A 19,957-nucleotide genomic window follows, 5' to 3' on the forward strand; every position below is an offset into this window, starting at 1 on the left:
TCTGATATGCCAAAACAATTTTTAGTTTTCGCAAGCTTTGTTGATCGTTTAAATGACCGTTTTGGTGTATTAGCGAGTTGGATGGTATTGATAGCCGTACTGGTCAGCACAGCAAATGCGCTGATTCGGTATGGCTTCAATATCAGCTCCAACGGTTGGCTTGAAGCGCAGTGGTATTTGTTCGCCGGCATGGTGATGTTTGGTGCTGCAACGACTTTCCGTCTCAATGAACACGTGCGAGTAGACGTTCTCTATGCAATGTACCCCAACAAATTTCGCCTCTGGCTGGACTTTTGGGGCGGCATTGTTTTCTTCTTACCGGTAACCATCATCATTGGTTATTACTCTTGGGAATTTTTTCTTACTTCGGTCATTCAAAATGAAACTTCAAGTAACCCAGGCGGCCTGATTCGTTGGCCAGTTCGTGGAGCAATTACTTTGGGCTTTTTCTTACTAACACTCCAAGGTATTTCTGAAATCATCAAACGCTATGCAGCCATTATTGGCATGATTCAAATCGATCCTAAGTACGAAAGACCGCTCCAATGATTAGCCATGATTTGATGGCCCCCATCATGTTTGGGGGCCTTATTATATTTTTGTTGCTTGGATATCCAGCTGCTTTTTCTCTTGGTGCTGTTGGCTTATTCTTTGCATTTATCGGCATCGAAATGGGCATGTTTCAGCCCACTTTCTTGCAAGCCCTTCCAGACCGAGTCTTTGGCATTCTCTCCAATGACTTGTTGCTCTCAATTCCTTTTTTCACCTTTATGGGTGCGATTCTGGAAAAGTGTGGATTAGCTGAAGATATGCTCGAAGGATTGGGTCAATTGTTTGGTCCAATCCGTGGTGGCCTAGCTTATGCCGTCATTATTGTTGGCGCGATTCTCGGAGCAATTACTGGAACCGTTGCTGCATCCGTAATTGCGATGGGCTTAATCTCCCTGCCGATCATGCTGCGCTATGGCTACAACCCGCGCGTTGCGACTGGTGTGATTGCCGCCTCAGGAACGATTACCCAACTCATCCCGCCGTCACTCGTATTAATTGTGTTGGCTGATCAGTTAGGTAAGTCTGTTGGTGATATGTATGCCGGTGCTATTGGGCCCTCAATCATTCAAGTAGCGCTGTTCTGTTTATTCATTTTCTTCTTATCAATTTTTAGACCGCAAGATGTACCTGCACTGCCTCCAGAGGCGCGCCCAACAATTGATTGGAAGTTATTTAAGAAAATCCTCTGGGGTATTGTTCCCTCTATCGCACTCATCTTCTTAGTACTCGGAACGATTTTGATGGGCCTAGCCACACCAACTGAAGGTGGCGCCATGGGTTCTGTAGGAGCATTAGTTCTCGCAGCAATGAACAAACGCCTACAAAAAACGCTAGTTTGGGAGGCGATGACCTCTACTATGCGCATCAATGCCATGGTGATCTTCATTCTGATTGGCTCTACTGTATTTGGCTTGACATTCCGCGGTGTAGATGGAGACCTTTGGATTGAGGAGCTCTTAACAGGTCTGCCAGGTGGTCAAGTAGGCTTCTTGATTGCGGTGAACTTATTTGTATTCTTCTTAGCCTTCTTCTTAGACTATTTTGAAATCGCGTTCATCATCATTCCATTGTTAGCTCCAGTTGCAGAAAAACTGGGGATCGATCTCATTTGGTTTGGCGTGCTTCTGGGCGCCAATATGCAAACCTCATTCATGCATCCGCCCTTTGGTTTTGCCTTGTTTTATTTGCGAGGGGTAGCGGATAAAACCGTTAAAAGCTCAGATATTTACTATGGGGCACTGCCCTGGGTTGGTCTACAACTGATTCTGGTAGCGATCATCATCTTCATCCCAGAAACAGTGACCTACTTTGTTGATAAGCCGATAGCTGCCTTTGATGCTAGCGGACCATCGGTTGATCCATTAGCTGGCGTCGAACAAAATGAGATCACAGTAGACTCTAGTGCAGATATCGAGCGGCAATTGCGCGAAAATAAATAATATAAAAATAGTGGCACAAAACAATAGAGGGGTTTTGCAATGCAGGCAAAGTGGGGTATACAAGGGATGGCGGTCGCACCGCATTCCCTTGCTTCTGAATCAGCGTTAGCAGTTCTTCGAGAGGGTGGTAATGCATTAGAGGCAATGGTTGCTGCCGCAGCCACTATTGCTGTTGTTTATCCCCACATGAATTCAATCGGTGGCGACTCTTTCTGGGTCATACATTCACCTGGTAAGGCGATGGGTGGCATTGATGCATGCGGTGCCGCTGCTGGTTTGGCTAGTAAGCAATGGTATGCAGATCATGGCATTACTAAAGCGATTCCATTTCGTGGACCCGTTGCAGCCAATACCGTTGCCGGCACAATCTCTGGCTGGGGTGCTGCACATAAGCTATCTAAAAAAGGTTTAGGCGGCAAGATTCCTTTGTCTCGTTTATTGGCAGACGCTATTCATTACGCAGAAACTGGTGTGCCAGTGACTTATAGTCAATCCAGCCTAACTGAAAAGAAGCGTGCAGAGCTGAGTGCTATTCCAGGTTTTTCTAAGACCTTCTTAGTCAATGGCAAGGCACCGGCTGTGGGTAGCATCTTCAAACAAGAACGTCTAGAGAAAACTTTGCGCCAGATTGCAAGCAAAGGTACGGATGATTTTTATCGTGGCGATCTTGCTAACCTTCTGGCAAAAGAGCTCACTGATATTGGTAGCCCATTACGTTTTAGTGATCTTGCGCGGCATCAGGCAAAACTCATTGATCCACTAGAGCTCAAGCACAGCATGGCTAAGGTCTACAACATGGTACCGCCTACTCAGGGCGTAGTGTCATTGATGATTATTGGCATCTTGGATCAATTGAACTTAAAACGCTTTAAGGTCGACAGTACTGAGTATGTCCACCACTGTGTTGAAGCAACGAAGCAGGCATTTAAGATTCGGGATCAGTTTGTTACTGACCCTGCTTACATGACAAAAAATGCACAGTCATTTTTATCGCCCGCGTTTCTGAAAAAACTGGCTAAGAATATTAATCCCAAAAAAGCCTTACCTTGGGGTCAGGGTAAAGGCCCAGCAGATACCATCTGGATGGGCGTGATTGACGGCGATGGCAACTGCGTCTCTTTCATTCAAAGTATTTATCATGAGTTTGGTGCTGGTATTGTTCTGCCGAAGTCTGGCGTGAATTGGCAGAACCGTGGCTGCAGCTTTTCTTTAGACCCTAAGACGCTAAACCATCTCGAGCCTTACCGTAAACCCTTTCACACACTCAATCCTGCCATGGCCATATTCAAGGATGGTCGCTCAATGGTGTACGGAACTATGGGTGGCGATGGCCAACCTCAAACGCAATGTGCACTTTTTACGCGCACTGCTACTTATGGACTTGATCCGCAAGATGCCATTAGTCGTCCACGTTGGTTACTGGGACGAACTTGGGGTCAAACGAGCGATAGTCTCAAACTAGAATCTCGCTTTAGTCCATGGGTTGCAAAAGAATTACATGCCATGGGTCATGAAATTGAGATGCTGGACTCTTTTGATGAGACCGTAGGTCACGCTGGTTGCATCATTCGTGATCCATCTGGCACATTACGCGGCGGCTGGGACCCACGAAGTGATGGGGCTGTTAGCGCGTTTTAAACCTATGAAACTAAAGCTTTATAGCTACTGGCGTAGCTCAGCCGCTTTCCGTGTTCGCATTGCGTTGAATCTCAAAGGCATAGACTACGAAGTCATTCCGGTTCACCTTGGCAAAAATGGTGGCGAACAACTGACTGAGTCCTATCAAAATAAAAACCCCAATCGTCTCGTGCCGCTATTAGATGATGGAAAAAATAGTATTCATCAATCGCTCGCCATTATTGAATACTTAGATGAAATTCAAGTCAAACCTGCTTTACTACCAAGCTCACCAATGGATCGTGCCTGGGTGCGATCATTGGCCATGGATGTGGCGATTGATATTCATCCTATTAGTAACTTGCGGGTACTGCGCTACTTAATAAAAGAACTTGGAGCCAGTAATGAAACTAAGGATGCTTGGTATCAACATTGGATCAAGCTAGGACTAACAAGCGTTGAAAAGCAACTCAGTACTGATCAGCGCCGCGGCCGTTTTGCCTTTGGTGATCAGCCTGGTCTGATTGATATTTGCTTGGTGCCACAACTCTTCAATGCTCTCAGTAGCAAAATGGATATGAGTCACTACCCGACTCTGATGCAAATATTGGATGAATGCATGAAACTACCTACATTTATAGATGCTTCTTGGGAAAAGCAAATTGATGCAGAGGGACCAAATCCCTTTAGTTGATTTTGGATTCCATCATTTTGACTAAGGCATAAACAGATTCGTTATAGGGTGTCGGAACACCATAGCGCTTACCCAGCTCCACAATATATCCATTTAAAAAATCCATCTCGGTCATTTTTCCTCTCGCCAAATCCTGAGCAGTTGAGGAAACCTGTGTCACCATCGTCTTTGCAATCGACTCGTTTGCAGCAAGCGCCTCTGACATACTGATCTTGACGTCTTCAAGTGCAGCGATAGCAAGAAACTCTTTGGTAGTTTCTTCAATCAGCTTCACAACCTCAGGGGACTTTACCATCTCCCCATAGGAAATCTGACCAATTCCTGAAATCGCATTAAAGGAACAGTTCACCAAAAACTTAAGCCACATATCCCTTTTAATTTGCGGCGCAATCGAGCATGGAACGCCTGCTCCTTCAAAGAGCTTACAAATTAAGGTGAGGTTTTGATCATCAGTAGGTAATGCCGTACCAAGACCTCCCACCAAAAGTTCGCCGCGACCATGATGCTTCATAGTTCTTTGACCAATCATCCCTGCAGCAACATAAACCACTGCTGCATAAACCGGATTAGCAATCACTTTGGAGGCAATATCAATATTTGCCACTCCATTTTGGAGACTTAAGATCACTGCCTTGCTTGGCAAAACAGATTTAACTTCTGCAAGCGTACGCTCTGTATCAAGCGACTTCACACCCAGTAAAACTAAATCAGCATCCTTCAGAGTAGAAAGATCAGAGTTGGCCTTAACTTTCACTGTTTCATGAAATGCCTTGCAATCCATTTCTAAGCCAAATGCATTCAAGGCCTCTACACGCTCAGGTCTTGCAATAAAAGTAACATCATAATGGCCGCGAGCTAGCATGCCACCAAAGTAGCACCCGACTGCACCCGCACCTAAGACGTATATCTTTTGATCACTCGGTGCTTTATAAATCAAGGACCAGTGTTCCGCTCTTGATATGAGAAATACAGGGAGTTAAAAACTCCTGATGCTCATCATCACTCAAAATACAATCCCCATGCTCTACATCGCCACTGATATATCTTGTCTTACAAGTGCCGCACAAGCCTGATTGGCAAGAAGTAGGTATATCAATACCTGATCTTGCCAAAGCATCGATCAGTGACTCGGCTCTGGTGACGCTTATTTTTTGGCCATTACTCTGAATCTCGATCACCAACTCTTCAGAGTCCACACTAGAAATTTTATTCACTTTTTTGTCTCACTCCACAAAAAGAATGGGCTGCAATTGCAGCCCATCTCTTCTGATCTGTCAATTAATGCTTAAATTGTGCTTTTGCAGCTTGCTCAAGCGCTTCCATCTTTTGCTTCACGAAGTCAGTGCGCTCTTTGCCTTTGTACTGCTCACTCTCAGTGAGAATCGCAATCACGCCTTTAGCCACAAAGCGTCTTTGCGCGACCTCTTCTTCAGTAGTGGCACCAATTGGCAATTCGAATACAGTACCAGAGCAATAGCTATTGGGCGCACCATTCAATTCCTTTAACCATTCAGAAAAAGATTCTGCACTTGCTGCTGGATTAGAACCACGAATGGCATCCCGCAACATCTTTCTAAATAAATAAGGGCCCGCATCAAATTTAGTTGGATTCTCTAGAGCATGAATTGCGATCGGCCTTTGACTAATAATGGCCTCGTAATCACCAGGTGCATATTGAGCCATCTTGTAATTGGAGCGCGCTCTATGATCGGTAGGAATGTCCACAATATCGTCAATGGTGTGCTTACTAAAACGCTCAGCCCTTCTTAAAGCAACCTGGCCATCCAAAAAGTCGATTGATTCATATCCGACCAGCTCTTTTTGTCCGATTCCACGGGTATCAATGCCGGGGCCCATCACACGCCAGCCAATCATCTTGCTATTGAAGTCATCGACTGGAACTGTCCAGCGAATAATATGAAAACGGCTAAATAGTTTTTTATTAGAGCCATCTTCAGAAGTGTAGGCATGCAAGCTGAGGTTTGGTAACACTTGATGTTGAACACGAATAAACAATTTATCGTTGTTGACACGACGCGCACCAGAACAAGCCAAGCCTCGCCCACCATGGATTGGCACAAACTGCATATCTGGATGCACTTCCATTGTTGGAGAACCTACCTCATCAAAGGTCGTACCTTGAAAGTGGCCACCTACTACGTTTTTGGCAGCATGTAATTCAGCTGTGTGAAAGTTATCCGCTGCATTGTCTTGAACTTGCAACCAATTGCAGTGTTGGAAATTACTATAAGGGACAAGCTCATCACCAGGTGCTACTGTGAAATCAGACTCCCACTCTGGGAATGGTGGCTCTTTATCAGGAGGGCCCATATAGGCAAATACTAAGCCGTTTCTTTCGAAAGCTTTATAGGCGCCCTGTTGAATTGAGCATGCATATTTTTTTGCTTCCGCTTCTTCACCCTTAGGAAATGGTGCATTCAAACAAGTGCCGTCTACATCAAATACCATGCCGTGATAACAACACTTAATCCCATGCTCTTGAATCTGTCCATACTCTAGTGAAGCACCGCGATGAACGCAGTGTGCATGCAATACGCCAATGCTCCCACTACCATCACGAAACGCTACCAATTCTTCACCCAAGATAGTCAAAAATTTTGGTGTGTCAGTTAATTCAATTGACATACAAACTGGATGCCAAAAACCGCGCATGTACTCGCCTGTTGGTGTGCCTGGACCAACCTCTGTGAGCTCAGGATCATGTCCTGGAACTTTATTGGTGTAGTAGCCACCATAAGGAACTAATTTCTTAGGCGTTGCAGATCCTGCCGATGCGCCGACCTTTTTCTCCGCTTGTTCCTGTTTAGTTGTCATTCATGCTGCTCCTGTTGATTAACTAGCTATATCTAAAACTATTCAATTACTCAAACATATCTGGCTGGTTTTCTTTTAGATAACCCCAGATTGGCTGGAAATGTAGCCAGCCAATATATTCGCTGCCCACGTGTTCACGACTGTAGCGTGCGGTTTCTGGCGATAACAACATAGGCTTAATACCGGTAGCTTCAACCATCATCTGCTGTTTGCAGCAACGCTCTAAAGCGATAAACCAGAACGCTGCAGCCTCAATACTGTGACGACTGACTGTTAATAAGCCATGATTGCGGTGAATAATCGCTTTCACTTTTTTCAATGAACCTGCTACGTTGTAGCCTGAATTATCCTCAACTGCTACTTGACCAGCTTGTTCTGCTAAAACCATATGGTCCTCAAAGAATGCTGCTGCATCTTGAGAGATTGGATCAAGTGGTTTACCTAGCGCTGCAAATGCTGTTCCATAGACTGTATGTGCATGACACATAGCCACAATATCAGGATGTTTTTCATGAACTGCTGCGTGCAACACGAATCCCGCACGGTTCAATGCATGCTTACCTTCCAAAATATTGCCTTCATGGTCGGCCAAGATTAAGTTAGATACTTTCACTTGATCAAAATGCACTGCCATTGGATTAGTCCAATACAAATTTGGATGCTCTGGATCACGAACGGTTAAATGTCCTGCAAATCCGTAGTCAAACTTCTCTAGAGCAAACGCTCTACATGCCGCAACCAATCGCTCCTTGAGATGCTGACGCTGCTCAGCAAAATTATTAAATTTTGGCTGGTAAGGAAAAATCTGGGATTTGTCTTCAGGTTGATAAATGGACTCTCTGTCGCCCAAGTCCAATTTACGTTCTTTCTCCATTACCGCAGCCATGTGAATTCCTTTTTTTGATGATGCAAATTTGATGTTTTGAGAAAACTCAAAAGATAACTAAGCCGTAATCATCGGCTTTCCCGAGAGTTTTGACAAACGATAAGTATTCATAGATAGATGAATATAAATCATGTATATTATATTTACATGAGAAAAATGCCAAGTTATGTTCTTTTGCGGGCTTTTGAGGCTGCTGCCCGCCTCGAAAGCTTTACCTTGGCTGCTCAAGAGCTACATCTCACACAGTCGGCCATTAGTCACCAAATTAGAGCGCTTGAAGATTATTTTGCTAAGCCGCTATTTTTGCGAAAGAACCGCAAAGTAGAGCCAACATTAGAGGGACGACGTTTATTAGACTCTCTTTCCAGGGTATTTGATGTCATTGAGGCGGCATGCAATGAAGTCACCCTTGCCCCAAGCTCACAAGTTCTTGTCCTGCACTGCTCACCCAGTTTTGCTGCAAAGTGGCTCAGCCCAAGACTTCCTGAGTTCATTAAAAATAATCCCGATATCACTATTCGCCTCACTTCTGGAGCAGAGCCAATTGATCTTTTGCGTAATCAAGAAATTGATATTGCGATCTCTTATCAATCAACTCGCGAAGGCCCTGGAATTACATCCTTATCTCTAGGTGAAGAAAAAATTGCGCCGCTTTGTTCCCCGGAATTAATTGATCCGAAAATGCCAGTAGAAGAGTTAATGAGTAACTTAACTCTCATCGAGTCATCACTAAATCACCATACATGGGAGCAGTGGTTTGAGATTAATCAACTCAAAAATCCATCAAGTCGAAAAATGTCATTTGATCGTGCAGCCCTTTCTGTATCGGCCGCCGTGGACGGCATAGGCGCTGTTCTTGAGAGCGTGCGCTTTGCTGAAAGAGAACTCTCACGAGGTGAGTTGGTTGAACTCGGTAAGGGAATCTTTTTACCCACTAATGATAGAACCCATTTTTTATCTTATCGATCGAATGCTAAAAACAGTCAAAAAATTAAGCTCTTTAGAGAATGGATATGCATTAAGGCGGGAGTCACTGCAGAGTGAAATCACCAGTGTTTTTTTTCCTTCTCAGTGGAATCTGCTTTTCTACTGTAGATGCAATGGCCAAAATTCTGGTCCAAGACACTAATCTCATCGCTGTAGTATGGTCTCGATTTTTTGGTCAACTATTACTTGCGGCTCCAATAGCTTGGTACTTCCTAGGAAAAAATTTTTGGCGCACTCAAAATTTAGGCTTGCAACTCTTTCGATCTTGCTTACTTGTTGCAACAGCAGCCTTATTTTTTGCAGGGCTCAATTGGCTTCCTCTAGCTGAAGCATCATCGATTACCTTCACTGCTCCAATTTGGGTGGCAATCCTATCAGGACCTATATTGGGTGAGCGCGTTGGACTAAAAGATTGGTTCGTTGCTGCCCTAGGATTCCTGGGCATCCTCTTCATTGCAAGACCAGGCTCGGCAATTTTTCATTTAGCGGCGCTACTACTTGTTCTCATGGCATTTCTCAACGCCATCTTTCAGCTGTGCACCAGAAAACTAGTTGAAGACTCGGAGTACACAACTTTCTTTTATAGCGGAATCGTTGGACTTGTGATCTCTACTTTATTGCTACCGATTTCGGCTCCACTTCCCTCATTACCTGCATATGAATATGTATTGTTTGGTTTGATAGGCTTATTTGGTGGATTAGCCCATCTATTAGTTGTACTAGCTTTCTACAAAATGCGGCCTTACAAGCTAACTCCTTTAGTTTTCTTGCAACTGATATGGGCCGTTGGCTATGGCTACTTGATTTTTGGTGAACTACCCGATGGCTTAAGCGTCGTTGGCATGATTTTGATTGCCTCTTCAGGGATCTGGCTGATCTGGAACCATCGCACAATATCAACCTAAGATCTAGGCAAACACTTTTTCCATTTCTCGTCGAAATTGAATCGCCTGCAAAGTAGCGTCGTAATCCACATCACTCCAACACACTGGTTTGCCAGCTGGAATATCTTTGTTGAGCACCATATTGTGCGCCAAACCAATAGGTAAGGCACCAAGCTTTAGAGAGTCAGCAGTTGTCATCAGTTTTCCGTAAACGGTAAAGCCGCCCTCTCCGTCTAATTTCTCGCCCGACTTGAGCGTGCGCTTAGCGGTAGCTACTACGTCGCCCTTCCAATCTCCAGTTGCTCCCGTAGCCTCTCCTCGTACGGCAATACTTGCCACTGAGATACCCAGCTCCACACCGATCAAATGGTAAGGCTTATACATCGCTGCATATTTACCAGTGCTATCTGTTTTTAGGCCGTATTGTGAAAAGCAATCAATCACATATTGGCTGGGTGCTTCAAACACTGCAAAAACACCCCAACGCAAATCTCTAAATACCGGACGTCCATCCCGCTCAACTGAAGACACTACTTCAACAGTTCCTTTTTGTTTCAGAATTCCACCTTCAGATACAGGACGGAAGATATGCGGCAAGTCATCCACTCCGCAAGGTGGAAACTCTAAGCCATTACTAGGGGGAATTAAGTCGCAAGCATTTGATACTGCGGCCATTTCGAGGGCTGACTTCGTTCCATCCAAAAATGAATTGAACATTTGTGCATTAAAGTCGCCACCAGCAACTTGCGATTCAGAAAAGCCATAATGGCCCCAAACTGTATCCGGAGTGGACTGGTGATAGATAGGCAAATATTTAGTGCCCTTACCAGCACACACTACTTCTAAGCCAATCGTTCTTGCCCAATCGACCAATTCAGCAATGAGAGCAGGCTGATCACCTGAGGCCATTGAATAAATCACACCAGCCTCTGCCGCCTTACGCGCAAGCAAGGGTCCAGCCAAAACATCTGCCTCGACGTTCACCATAATGATGTGCTTACGATGATCAAAACACAGTAATGCATGACGAATACCAGCTGCTGGGCTGCCTGTAGAATCGATCACGATATCGATATGCTCACTAGCAATCATTTTTTCTACATCGTCAGTCACAAAAGTGGCGCCTGACTTTGCTGCCTCTTGTAGCGAAGTAGCACTATAACGAGGCGCATCCCAACCTACACGAGCAAGGGATTCTTTGGCACGCGTGGGAGATAAATCAGCAACTGCAACTAGATGAATACCTGGAGTCCGTGGTGCTTGCGAGAGATACATAGAGCCAAATTTACCTGCGCCAATAATGCCCACACGTACGGGATTATTGTTCGCAGCACGCACTTTGAGCTTTTGAATAAGGGACATCTAAAAATCTCCAGTTAATTCGGTATTAAGTAATAGGCAATAGAGGGATGATCATAAGGCATCAAGAGAAAAGATCATTTTTTCAATGATTCTTTTGCTACCTTATAAATACTGTCTGCATTGACGCCAAAATATTCACGTAATGCTGCCCTCGTATCACTCCTGCCGAAACCATCAGTACCAAGCGTAATGTATCGTCTGCCTTCAGGAATATAGGCGCGAATACTGTCTGGTAGCGCATGTACGTAGTCTGTAGCAGCCACAATCGGGCCACGTCCCTCAGTAAGCGTTTGGCTAATAAATGCTTGTTCGGTGCCAGTCTCACCAGCAAGCCTTGCCTGCTCTTTTGCCTTGCCATCTCTAGATAATTCACTCCAACTAGTCACGCTAAAGATATCAACATTAATGCCAGTGTTAGCAAGCATGTCTGCTGCCTTCAGCACCTCAGTCATGATGGCTCCAGAACCTAGCAAAGTTACACAAGAGTTACTATCCCCAGTGCTAGCTTTTACCGTCTTTAATTTATAGCAGCCACGAATCACGCCCTCGACAGCATTCTCAGGTAAATCAGGCTGAGCATAGTTTTCATTCATGAGCGTGATGTAATAGAACAAATCTTTTTGATCAACTAACATATCGCGCATACCTTGATCCACAATCACCGCCAACTCGCCTGCAAAAGCAGGGTCGTATGCCTTGCAATTGGGGATAGTTCCAGCAACGAGCTGGCTACTACCATCTTGGTGCTGTAAACCTTCACCGCCCAATGTTGTTCTACCAGAGGTTGCTCCTAATAAAAATCCCCTAGCGCGTTGATCAGCGGCTGCCCAAATAGCATCACCAATACGCTGAAAGCCAAACATTGAATAGTAGATATAGAAAGGCAGCATTGCGATGCCGTGAACGCTATAGCTAGTTGCTGCAGCAGTCCAACTTGCAATGGCACCCGCCTCACTAATGCCCTCTTCCAGAATTTGCCCGTCTAATGCTTCGCGATAGCTCAGAACCGAACCAATATCTTCCGGTTCATAGCGCTGACCTACGCTCGAGTAAATACCAACCTGCTTAAATAAATTGGCCATCCCAAATGTCCGTGCTTCATCGGCCACGATTGGTACGACTCTAGGCCCGAGCTCTTTATCTTTCAGTAAATTTCCAAGCATGCGGACAAAAGCCATCGTCGTCGACATCTCTTTTGATTCAGCTTTGATTGCAAAAGCTGCATAAGAAGCAATATCGGGGATATTTAACTTTTCACATTCTGAATAACGCTTAGGTAGCTGACCGCCAAGCTTAGTACGTTGTTCTTTTAAATACTTTAGCTCTTCACTATTTTCATCAGGCCTAAAGAAGGTAAGGTTAGTAGCCTGCTCATCTGTTAAGGGCAAATTAAATCGATTGCGATAGGCAATCAATGCTTCGTCATCTAACTTTTTCTGACTATGGGTAGTCATTTTTCCTTGGCCAGCATTACCCATGCCATAGCCTTTTTTGGTATGCGCCAAGATCACTGTTGGCTGACCTATATGATTAGCAGCAGCTTGATAGGCTGCATGAATTTTGACTAAATCATGACCGCCTCTTTTGAGCCGATCAATTTGTTCATCCGTCATACCCTGAGCAAGCCTGGCTAATTCTTCATTTTGACCAAAGAAATTTTTACGATTAAAACTGCCATCTTTTGCAGCAAAGGTTTGCATTTGTCCATCAACAGTTTGAGCAAACGCTTTTACTAATGCTCCAGTAGTGTCTCTGGCAAAGAGCCCATCCCAATCACTTCCCCATACCAACTTAATGACATTCCAACCAGAACCTCTAAAGAGTTTTTCGAGCTCATCAATAATTCTGCCATTGCCGCGCACTGGTCCATCCAAGCGTTGCAAGTTGCAATTGACTACCCAAACCAAGTTATCCAACTTTTCTCTAGATGCCAATGTCAGGGCGCTCATACTTTCTGGCTCATCCATCTCACCATCACCAAATACACCCCAAACTTTCCTGGTGGAGCAATCTAGTAATTTGCGATCACTCAGATAACGCATAAAGCGTGCATGGTAAATGGAGCTGATTGGCCCAATTCCCATTGAGCCAGTTGGGAACTGCCAAAAATCAGGCATTAACCAAGGATGTGGATAGCTTGATAAGCCCCTCGCTCCAGATTCAGGTGCAGTAATTTCACGTCTGTAATGCAACAGGTCATTCTCTGTAAGTCTTCCCTCTAGATAAGCACGGGCGTAGACTCCAGGCGCGCTATGAGGCTGAAAGAAAACTAAGTCTCCGCGCTCTTTGGCCTCTCCACCCTGAGTTCTTGCGCGGAAAAAATGATTAAAGCCCACTTCAAATAAATCTGCCGCGCTAGCGTAACTAGCAATATGGCCGCCCAACTCCCCATAGACTTCATTTGCTTTTGCAACCATGGCGAGTGCATTCCACCTCATCAAAGATGCGAGTTTTTCTTCAATCGCTAGGTCTCCAGGAAATGGAGGCTGCTCATCCACTGGGATTGAATTGACATAAGGGGTTACTAAATCTGGCACCCAATTAATTTGATTTTTATTGGCTAGCTTTAGCAAACTATCCAAAATGAATTTAGCCCTTGCGCTATCACCTGAGGCTAGCAAGTCCATAAATGCCTCGTTCCACTCTGCAGTTTCTGCAGGATCGGTATCAACGTGCTCAAGATTTAAATATTTTTTAATGTCGGGGGCGTTCATGAAAAATTCCTCTGTGACTTTTTATCTTTTAAGTTCATAACAACACCTTACGAAAATCACCTAATAACTGAGTGAGATACCTAGTGAAATGGGTTGCTAAGGCGCCATCAATAACTCGGTGATCCGCAGTCATTGAAAGCGGGTAGATGAGGCGCGGAATAAATTGTGCGCCATCCCAAACTGGCTTCATAGCAGACTTATTGACTGCCAGAATAGCCACCTCTGGTGCATTCACAATAGGGGCAGAGTAGGTGCCGCCAATTCCACCCAATGAAGAGATCGTAAAACTCGCGCCCTGCATCTGATCCGGTTTCAGCCTTCCCTCGCGGGCCAGTATGGCTAGCGCAGCAGTTTCTGCTGCAATCTCTCGAATACCTTTCTGATCCACGTTCCGAATCACCGGAACGACTAAGCCACCCTTGGTATCTACGGCAAATCCAATATGGAAATATTTTTTCAAGATGAGATCTTCACCATCCAGCGAGGCATTAAATGTTGGGTACTTCTTGAGGGCGGCAACTGCAGCCTTAATTAAGAATGCTAATAAAGTAATCTTAATCTCGTCTTTTTTATTTTCTTGATTCAACTCAGCACGAAACTCTTCAAGCTCAGTGATATCCGCATCATCGTGATAAGTTACTGCTGGAATCATCGCCCAATTGCGCGCAAGATTAGCGGCTGAAACTTTCTGAATTCGACTACGAGCTTGACGCTCTATTTCTCCGAACTTTGTAAAGTCCACCTTAGGCCAAGGTAATAGGTCAAGGCCGCCATTGCCCTGAGGTACTTGGGGAGAACTTTCTTTTGCCAACATTGAGCGCTTTATAAATTGCCCGATATCTTCTTTGGTGATTCGGCCTCTTTGGCCACTGCCTTGAACCTGCCTAATATCAACACCAAATTCACGGGCAAATTTTCTGGTCGAGGGGCCAGCCCAACACTCAGACCCCATCATGTCTGGATCTTTTCGAACCTCTGGAAACGCAATCTCAATACTCACAACCCCTCCAAAAATTGACGGCTGTACCTAAGGCTCAATTTTGTAGGATTACAGTCAAAATAGGATGCTAATTATTGGTCATAAATGATAATTTTCAGCATAATATGCTGATATAAGTATTTTTTAAGGAATTTTATGAAGCTAGACCCCATAGATATCAGAATATTGAATGAACTGCAAAATGACAGTTCCCATAGCAATGTGGAGTTAGCTAAGCGGGTTCACTTATCACCTTCACCCTGTTTGATGCGGGTGAAGGCACTCAAAGATAAGGGCGTTATCCGCAACTATGTGGCACTAGCTGACCCGAAGATTTTGGGGCTTGGCTTAAATGTTTTCATCTCGATTAGCCTTAAAGAGCAATCTAAAGAGGCCTTAGCGCAATTTGAACAGCGCATCTCTGAACACGATGAAGTAATGGAGTGCTATCTCATGACTGGTGATAGCGACTACCTGATTCGGGTGGCAGTAGCCGATATGGGTGCACTGGAAAAATTTATCCTAGAGCAACTCACGCCAATACCTGGAATTGAAAAAATTCGGTCTAGCTTTGCTTTAAAGCAAGTGCGCTATAAAACTGCTTTACCATTACCTAAGTAAATATTGGGCAATATAGAAGTTATCTGAGACATTTATTAGAAAGAAAGCAATGCCACAAACAAATAATAAGGTAGCGCTCGTCACTGGAGCTGGAGTAGGTATTGGAAGAGCAGCGGCTAAGGCGCTTCTCAAAGGCGGCTATCAAGTTGTCCTCACTGGACGCAATCTAGAGAAACTAGAAAAAGCAATTATCGATATCGGCGGAAATAATGAGAACTGCCTAGCAGTTACCTGTGACGTTGGTAAACCAGAGCAAGTAAAGAAATTGTTTGCCGCCCTAAAGGAACGCTTTGGACGTATTGACGTCTTGTTTAACAATGCAGGTATTGGTGCGCCCGCGATTCCAATGGAAGACTTGACATATGAGCAGTGGATGAATGTTGTGAATTCAAATCTCTGTGGTGCCTTCTTATGCTCGCAAGAAGCTATTCGGATGATGAAAGCACAATCTCCACAAGGCGGCAGAATTATCAATAACGGCTCAATCTCTGCGCATGCCCCAAGACCCATGTCAGCCCCCTACTCTGCTACTAAACATGGGATTAGCGGTTTAACAAAAACGATTGCGCTAGATGGTCGTCCATTTAACATTGCCTGCGGACAAATTGATATTGGTAATGCGGCAACAGAAATGACAGAGCGCATGGCTGCTGGAATCATGCAGGCTGATCAATCCATTAAGGTTGAACCACGCATGGATGTAGAGCACGTTGGAGAGGCAGTTCTGCATATGGCGCAGCTACCGCTAGAAAGTAATATTTTATCGATGACGATCATGGCCACCAAAATGCCTTTTGTTGGCAGAGGCTAGTTTTAATTGATTCGGAGATAGATGCTCACTCTAAACCCGTGAGCATCCAATCAATTATTCAGAAATCTTTTTAAGCGTCTTGGTATAACGCTGCGCATTCTTAATATAGCGTCCAGCAATATCATCAATACCAGCAATTTGCTCTGGGCTTAGTGTTTTGACTGCCTTAGCGGGCGAGCCAATAATCATTGAGCCCTCTGGAAACTCTTTACCCTCAGTTACTAGAGCTCCCGCACCAACCAAACAGTTTTTGCCAATCTTGGCGCCATTTAAGATCACTGCACCAATACCAATCAGACTTCCGTCACCGATACAGCAACCATGAAGCATGACTTGATGCCCCACTGTAACGTTTTTACCAATCATGAGCGGGAAGCCAGGATCAGTATGCAGAACTGATGCATCCTGTACGTTGCTACCTTCACCAATTTGAATAAGATCGTTATCGGCGCGGATAACGACTTTGGGCCAGATGCTCACATTTTTATGGAGCTCTACTTTGCCGATCACCTCAGCGCTCTGGGCAACCCAAGCTCCCTCAGATAACTGAGGAGCATTTCCGTCTAGTTCAAATATAGCCATGACTCATTATAGGTATGAAACAGGCTATATAGAAAGACTGAAAACTACCAGTTAGGCTCACGATCTGGAGTAGAAGAAATACGGTGCACACTTAAGTCGGCGCCCTCATACTCCTCCTCTTGAGACATCCGAATACCGAGTACTGCCTTCAGTGTTCCGTAGACTATAAATCCACCAATTAAGGCGATGCCCACGCCAAGCGCACTACCAATCAACTGGCCCGTAAAGGTGACGCCACCAATCCCGCCGAGCGCTTTCGTTCCAAAAATACCGGCAGCCAATCCACCCCAGAGTCCACACAGGCCATGCAGCGGCCAAACGCCCAGAACATCATCGATTTTCCAGCGGTTTTGGACCAAGGTAAACATATAAACAAACAATGCACCCGCCACTACGCCAACAAATAATGCGCCGATCGGATGCATCAAATCAGATCCTGCACAAACAGCAACTAAACCTGCAAGAGGGCCGTTATATACAAAACCCGGATCGTTGCGACCAACCACCCAGGCTGCGAGCGTGCCGCCGACCATCGCCATCAATGAATTCATTGCGACTAAGCCGCTGATCTTATCAATCGTCTGTGCACTCATCACATTAAAACCAAACCAACCTACCGCAAGAATCCATGCACCTAAAGCAAGAAACGGAATGCTTGAAGGTGGATGCGCAGAAATCTGACCCTCTTTGGTATAGCGCCCACGACGAGCCCCCAAAAGAATCACTGCTGGCAAAGCAATCCAACCGCCTACTGCATGAACTACTACTGAGCCAGCAAAATCATGAAATTCTTCGCCAGTCAAACCTTTGATCCACGCCTGAATACCATAGTGCTGATTCCATGCGATACCTTCAAAGAAAGGATAAATAAAACCCACCAACACAAATGTTGCAATGAGTTGTGGATTGAATTTAGCGCGCTCCGCAATGCCACCAGAAACAATTGCAGGAATAGCGGCGGCAAAAGTAAGTAAGAAGAAAAACTTCACTAACTCATAGCCATTTTTCTCAGCCAGCAATTCTGCGCCGGAGAAAAAGCTCACGCCATAAGCAATGCTATATCCAATGAAAAAATAGGCAATGGTTGAAACTGCAAAGTCCACCAAGATTTTGACCAAGGCATTGACTTGGTTCTTTTTACGAACAGTGCCTAGTTCAAGGAAAGCAAAACCAGCATGCATGGCCAGAACCATGACTGCACCGAGCAAAATGAATAAAGCATCACTACCTGTTTTTAAAATTTCCACGAAATTTCTCCTTTGATTTTTTGCATCATTATGGGGAAAAGATAATTCCAAATCAGTGCAGAATGCACCTCTTTAGTGCGCTAATAGGTCAAATATATGGTTTATGATGGAATTTCATATACCTTAGGGGAAGCCCATGAAGAAATTCCTTATTATTTCGGCAGCTTTTGCAGCATTCTCTGCCCCAGCTCAGGCTCAAGAAACCATCAAAGTACTGAGCACCCAAGAATTAGTCAATGTTTGCAAACTCCCCGCAAGTCCAGAATCTCGCAGTTTTTGTATTGGATTTACGACTGCCGTATATGAAACCTATTTAGCAACACGACACCCACAACGTGCCAAACCCTTTATTTGCGTTAAGCAACCTGCTCCTGCGCGCGATGAAGTGATCGGTGATTTTGTAAAGTTTGCACAATCGAATCAACAAGCAGCTGACAAACCAGCTTCAGGTGTGTTTTTAGGCTTTATGGCCACACGCTTTCCTTGCGCCAGTAAATAATTCACACAACTTAGCAAACTCAAAATCTATTTAAAGGATCAGTTGATATGAAAAAAATTATCGCGATTTCGGTAGCAACGCTTGTGATTGTTGGCTGCTCAAATATGAGCAATACAGAGCAACGCACACTTTCAGGCGCAAGCATCGGCGCAGCTGCTGGTGCAGTCGGTACTGCTATTTTCCACGGCAATCCTATTTGGGGTGCAGTTGGCGGCGCAGCTGTTGGCGCAGCCTCTGGTTATGTATACGATGCTTATAAGAAAGAGCAAGCATCAGAATATAACTCCGGCTACAAGGCAGGAAAAAATAATCAGCCGGCAAAAGCACCAAACTAATTCTAGTCTTAGTGCAGCAAACAACCCAGCTTATATTAATTTACTAGCTGGGTTTTTATTTGGATCTGTCCCGCTAAAGCTTTATGTATAGGGCACTTATTGGCAATCTCTATCAAGCGATCTTTTTCTTCTGCGCTTAAATTACCAATCAACTGAATATCGCGTGTAAATTTTTCGACATCATCTACCCGCTCAATATCGACAATCACGATAGCATTCTCTAGACTCATTGCTTTACGACTGGCATACATCTTTAAGGTCATACTTGTACAAGCCGCTAAAGCAGCGCCTAGATATTCATGTGGACTAGGCCCAGTTCCACCACCACCCTTACTAACTTCTGCATCAGATAAAAAATGTAAATCGCCCGTACTTAACTTTTGCTGGAGTGGACCTTCGCCAAACTGTGACTCTACTTTTCTCATCATGACCTCAATTAAAATAAATAATGCTACTTAGGGCTTACTTGCTTTATCGACTGTGGGTAGCTGAGCTTTTTTCCAGGCACTAAACCCACCCTCTAGATGAGATACATTGGGCACCCCCATTCTTTGCAGTGTCTCAGTCGCCAAGGCAGAACGCCAAGCAGAAGCACAATAAAGAACTAAACGCTTACCTTCGCCAAAAATCGGCTTGTAATAAGGACTCTCAGGGTCAACCCAAAATTCCAACATCCCTCTGGGAGCATGCATTGCATTTGGAATCATACCTTCGCGCTCTAATTCTCGAACATCACGAATATCAACAAAAACAGTATTAGAGTCGCCCAGCAAGTCTTGCGCCTTTGCTAGCGGAACAGTTTCAATTTGGGTCATTGCGCTGGCAATGAGCTCTTTATAGCCAATCTTTAATTTCACCAAAACCCCCTAAAGTGACAATGTCTTAGAGTATTCAATCACCTGCTACCATCCTG

At 44.7% G+C, this 19,957-nt stretch carries 20 protein-coding genes and 1 pseudogene; 10 read left to right on the plus strand and 11 right to left on the minus strand.

The window, feature by feature from the left end; genetic code table 11:
- The first annotated feature begins 6 nt into the window (after positions 1-6).
- The 4 genes from ICN31_RS07710 to maiA are packed head-to-tail and all read left to right on the plus strand — an operon-like array spanning position 7 to position 4,302.
- Positions 7-549, plus strand: a complete 543-nt coding sequence (locus ICN31_RS07710) for a TRAP transporter small permease subunit (RefSeq protein ID WP_216260206.1) — start codon at positions 7-9, stop codon at positions 547-549.
- A complete protein-coding gene (locus ICN31_RS07715; protein ID WP_216260208.1) occupies positions 546-1,991 on the plus strand; it encodes a TRAP transporter large permease subunit in 1,446 nt (481 codons plus the stop codon). Before ICN31_RS07710 ends, ICN31_RS07715 begins: the two co-directional genes overlap by 4 nt.
- Positions 1,992-2,030: 39 nt before the next feature.
- Complete coding sequence (gene ggt / locus ICN31_RS07720) at positions 2,031-3,629, plus strand: gamma-glutamyltransferase (RefSeq protein WP_216260210.1); 1,599 nt, start codon at positions 2,031-2,033, stop codon at positions 3,627-3,629.
- A 4-nt stretch (positions 3,630-3,633) separates the two neighbouring features.
- Positions 3,634-4,302 carry a maleylacetoacetate isomerase gene (gene maiA, locus ICN31_RS07725; protein ID WP_216260213.1) on the plus strand — a complete coding sequence of 223 codons (669 nt, stop codon included), beginning with the start codon at positions 3,634-3,636 and terminating at the stop codon, positions 4,300-4,302.
- On the opposite strand, the gene ICN31_RS07730 is transcribed toward maiA, so the two are convergent.
- The 4 genes from ICN31_RS07730 to ICN31_RS07745 form a co-directional block, all read right to left on the minus strand.
- Positions 4,295-5,239 carry a ketopantoate reductase family protein gene (locus ICN31_RS07730; protein WP_216260215.1) on the minus strand — a complete coding sequence of 315 codons (945 nt, stop codon included), beginning with the start codon at positions 5,237-5,239 and terminating at the stop codon, positions 4,295-4,297. The genes maiA and ICN31_RS07730 overlap by 8 nt on opposite strands.
- A complete protein-coding gene (locus ICN31_RS07735; RefSeq protein ID WP_370624296.1) occupies positions 5,229-5,516 on the minus strand; it encodes a 2Fe-2S iron-sulfur cluster-binding protein in 288 nt (95 codons plus the stop codon). Before ICN31_RS07735 ends, ICN31_RS07730 begins: the two co-directional genes overlap by 11 nt.
- Before the next feature lie 64 nt (positions 5,517-5,580).
- Complete coding sequence (locus ICN31_RS07740; protein WP_216260217.1) at positions 5,581-7,137, minus strand: Rieske 2Fe-2S domain-containing protein; 1,557 nt, start codon at positions 7,135-7,137, stop codon at positions 5,581-5,583.
- Positions 7,138-7,183: 46 nt separating this feature from the next.
- Entirely contained in the window at positions 7,184-8,023 is an 840-nt protein-coding gene (locus ICN31_RS07745; protein ID WP_216260220.1) for a class II aldolase/adducin family protein, read from the minus strand.
- 147 nt (positions 8,024-8,170) lie between these two features.
- On the opposite strand from ICN31_RS07745, the gene ICN31_RS07750 reads away from it, so the two are divergent.
- Together ICN31_RS07750 and ICN31_RS10710 are read left to right on the plus strand one after the other, a co-directional pair.
- Positions 8,171-9,067, plus strand: coding sequence for a LysR substrate-binding domain-containing protein (locus ICN31_RS07750; protein ID WP_255530936.1), 897 nt, complete (start codon positions 8,171-8,173; stop codon positions 9,065-9,067).
- A gap of 8 nt (positions 9,068-9,075) precedes the next feature.
- Positions 9,076-9,915, plus strand: coding sequence for a DMT family transporter (locus tag ICN31_RS10710; protein WP_370624330.1), 840 nt, complete (start codon positions 9,076-9,078; stop codon positions 9,913-9,915).
- Positions 9,916-9,918: 3 nt separating this feature from the next.
- On the opposite strand, the gene ICN31_RS07760 is transcribed toward ICN31_RS10710, so the two are convergent.
- The 3 genes and pseudogenes from ICN31_RS07760 to ICN31_RS07770 all read right to left on the minus strand — a co-directional run.
- Complete coding sequence (locus tag ICN31_RS07760; protein ID WP_216260226.1) at positions 9,919-11,256, minus strand: NAD(P)H-dependent oxidoreductase; 1,338 nt, start codon at positions 11,254-11,256, stop codon at positions 9,919-9,921.
- Between the two features lie 74 nt (positions 11,257-11,330).
- On the minus strand, positions 11,331-13,970 hold the full coding sequence (mdeB, locus tag ICN31_RS07765) for an alpha-ketoglutarate dehydrogenase (protein WP_216260227.1): 2,640 nt from the start codon (positions 13,968-13,970) through the stop codon (positions 11,331-11,333).
- Positions 13,971-14,004: 34 nt separating this feature from the next.
- Positions 14,005-14,904 (minus strand): annotated as a pseudogene (locus tag ICN31_RS07770) (2-oxo acid dehydrogenase subunit E2); the annotation flags it as partial.
- Between the two features lie 201 nt (positions 14,905-15,105).
- Between ICN31_RS07770 and ICN31_RS07775 the strand changes: the two are divergent.
- A complete protein-coding gene (locus tag ICN31_RS07775) occupies positions 15,106-15,570 on the plus strand; it encodes an Lrp/AsnC family transcriptional regulator (RefSeq protein WP_088525350.1) in 465 nt (154 codons plus the stop codon).
- A gap of 49 nt (positions 15,571-15,619) precedes the next feature.
- The gene (locus ICN31_RS07780) at positions 15,620-16,381 is read left to right on the plus strand and encodes an SDR family oxidoreductase (protein WP_216260229.1); all 762 of its coding nucleotides are present in this window, start codon (positions 15,620-15,622) and stop codon (positions 16,379-16,381) included.
- Between the two features lie 54 nt (positions 16,382-16,435).
- On the opposite strand, the gene ICN31_RS07785 is transcribed toward ICN31_RS07780, so the two are convergent.
- Positions 16,436-16,963, minus strand: coding sequence for a gamma carbonic anhydrase family protein (locus ICN31_RS07785; RefSeq protein ID WP_216260231.1), 528 nt, complete (start codon positions 16,961-16,963; stop codon positions 16,436-16,438).
- A gap of 44 nt (positions 16,964-17,007) precedes the next feature.
- Positions 17,008-18,210: an ammonium transporter gene (locus ICN31_RS07790; RefSeq protein WP_216260233.1), complete on the minus strand. Its 1,203-nt coding sequence runs from the start codon at positions 18,208-18,210 to the stop codon at positions 17,008-17,010.
- A gap of 136 nt (positions 18,211-18,346) precedes the next feature.
- On the opposite strand from ICN31_RS07790, the gene ICN31_RS07795 reads away from it, so the two are divergent.
- Both ICN31_RS07795 and ICN31_RS07800 read left to right on the plus strand, forming a co-directional pair.
- Entirely contained in the window at positions 18,347-18,709 is a 363-nt protein-coding gene (locus ICN31_RS07795; RefSeq protein WP_216260235.1) for a Rap1a/Tai family immunity protein, read from the plus strand.
- Positions 18,710-18,756: 47 nt separating this feature from the next.
- Complete coding sequence (locus ICN31_RS07800) at positions 18,757-19,044, plus strand: glycine zipper domain-containing protein (protein ID WP_216260237.1); 288 nt, start codon at positions 18,757-18,759, stop codon at positions 19,042-19,044.
- A 35-nt stretch (positions 19,045-19,079) separates the two neighbouring features.
- On the opposite strand, the gene ICN31_RS07805 is transcribed toward ICN31_RS07800, so the two are convergent.
- Entirely contained in the window at positions 19,080-19,472 is a 393-nt protein-coding gene (locus ICN31_RS07805; RefSeq protein ID WP_255530937.1) for an OsmC family protein, read from the minus strand.
- Positions 19,473-19,499: 27 nt separating this feature from the next.
- On the minus strand, positions 19,500-19,901 hold the full coding sequence (locus tag ICN31_RS07810; protein WP_216260240.1) for a rhodanese-like domain-containing protein: 402 nt from the start codon (positions 19,899-19,901) through the stop codon (positions 19,500-19,502).
- Positions 19,902-19,957: the final 56 nt, after the last annotated feature.

Origin of the sequence: Polynucleobacter sp. UB-Piko-W3 (assembly GCF_018881635.1) — a bacterium.
Taxonomy (GTDB): Bacteria; Pseudomonadota; Gammaproteobacteria; order Burkholderiales; family Burkholderiaceae; genus Polynucleobacter.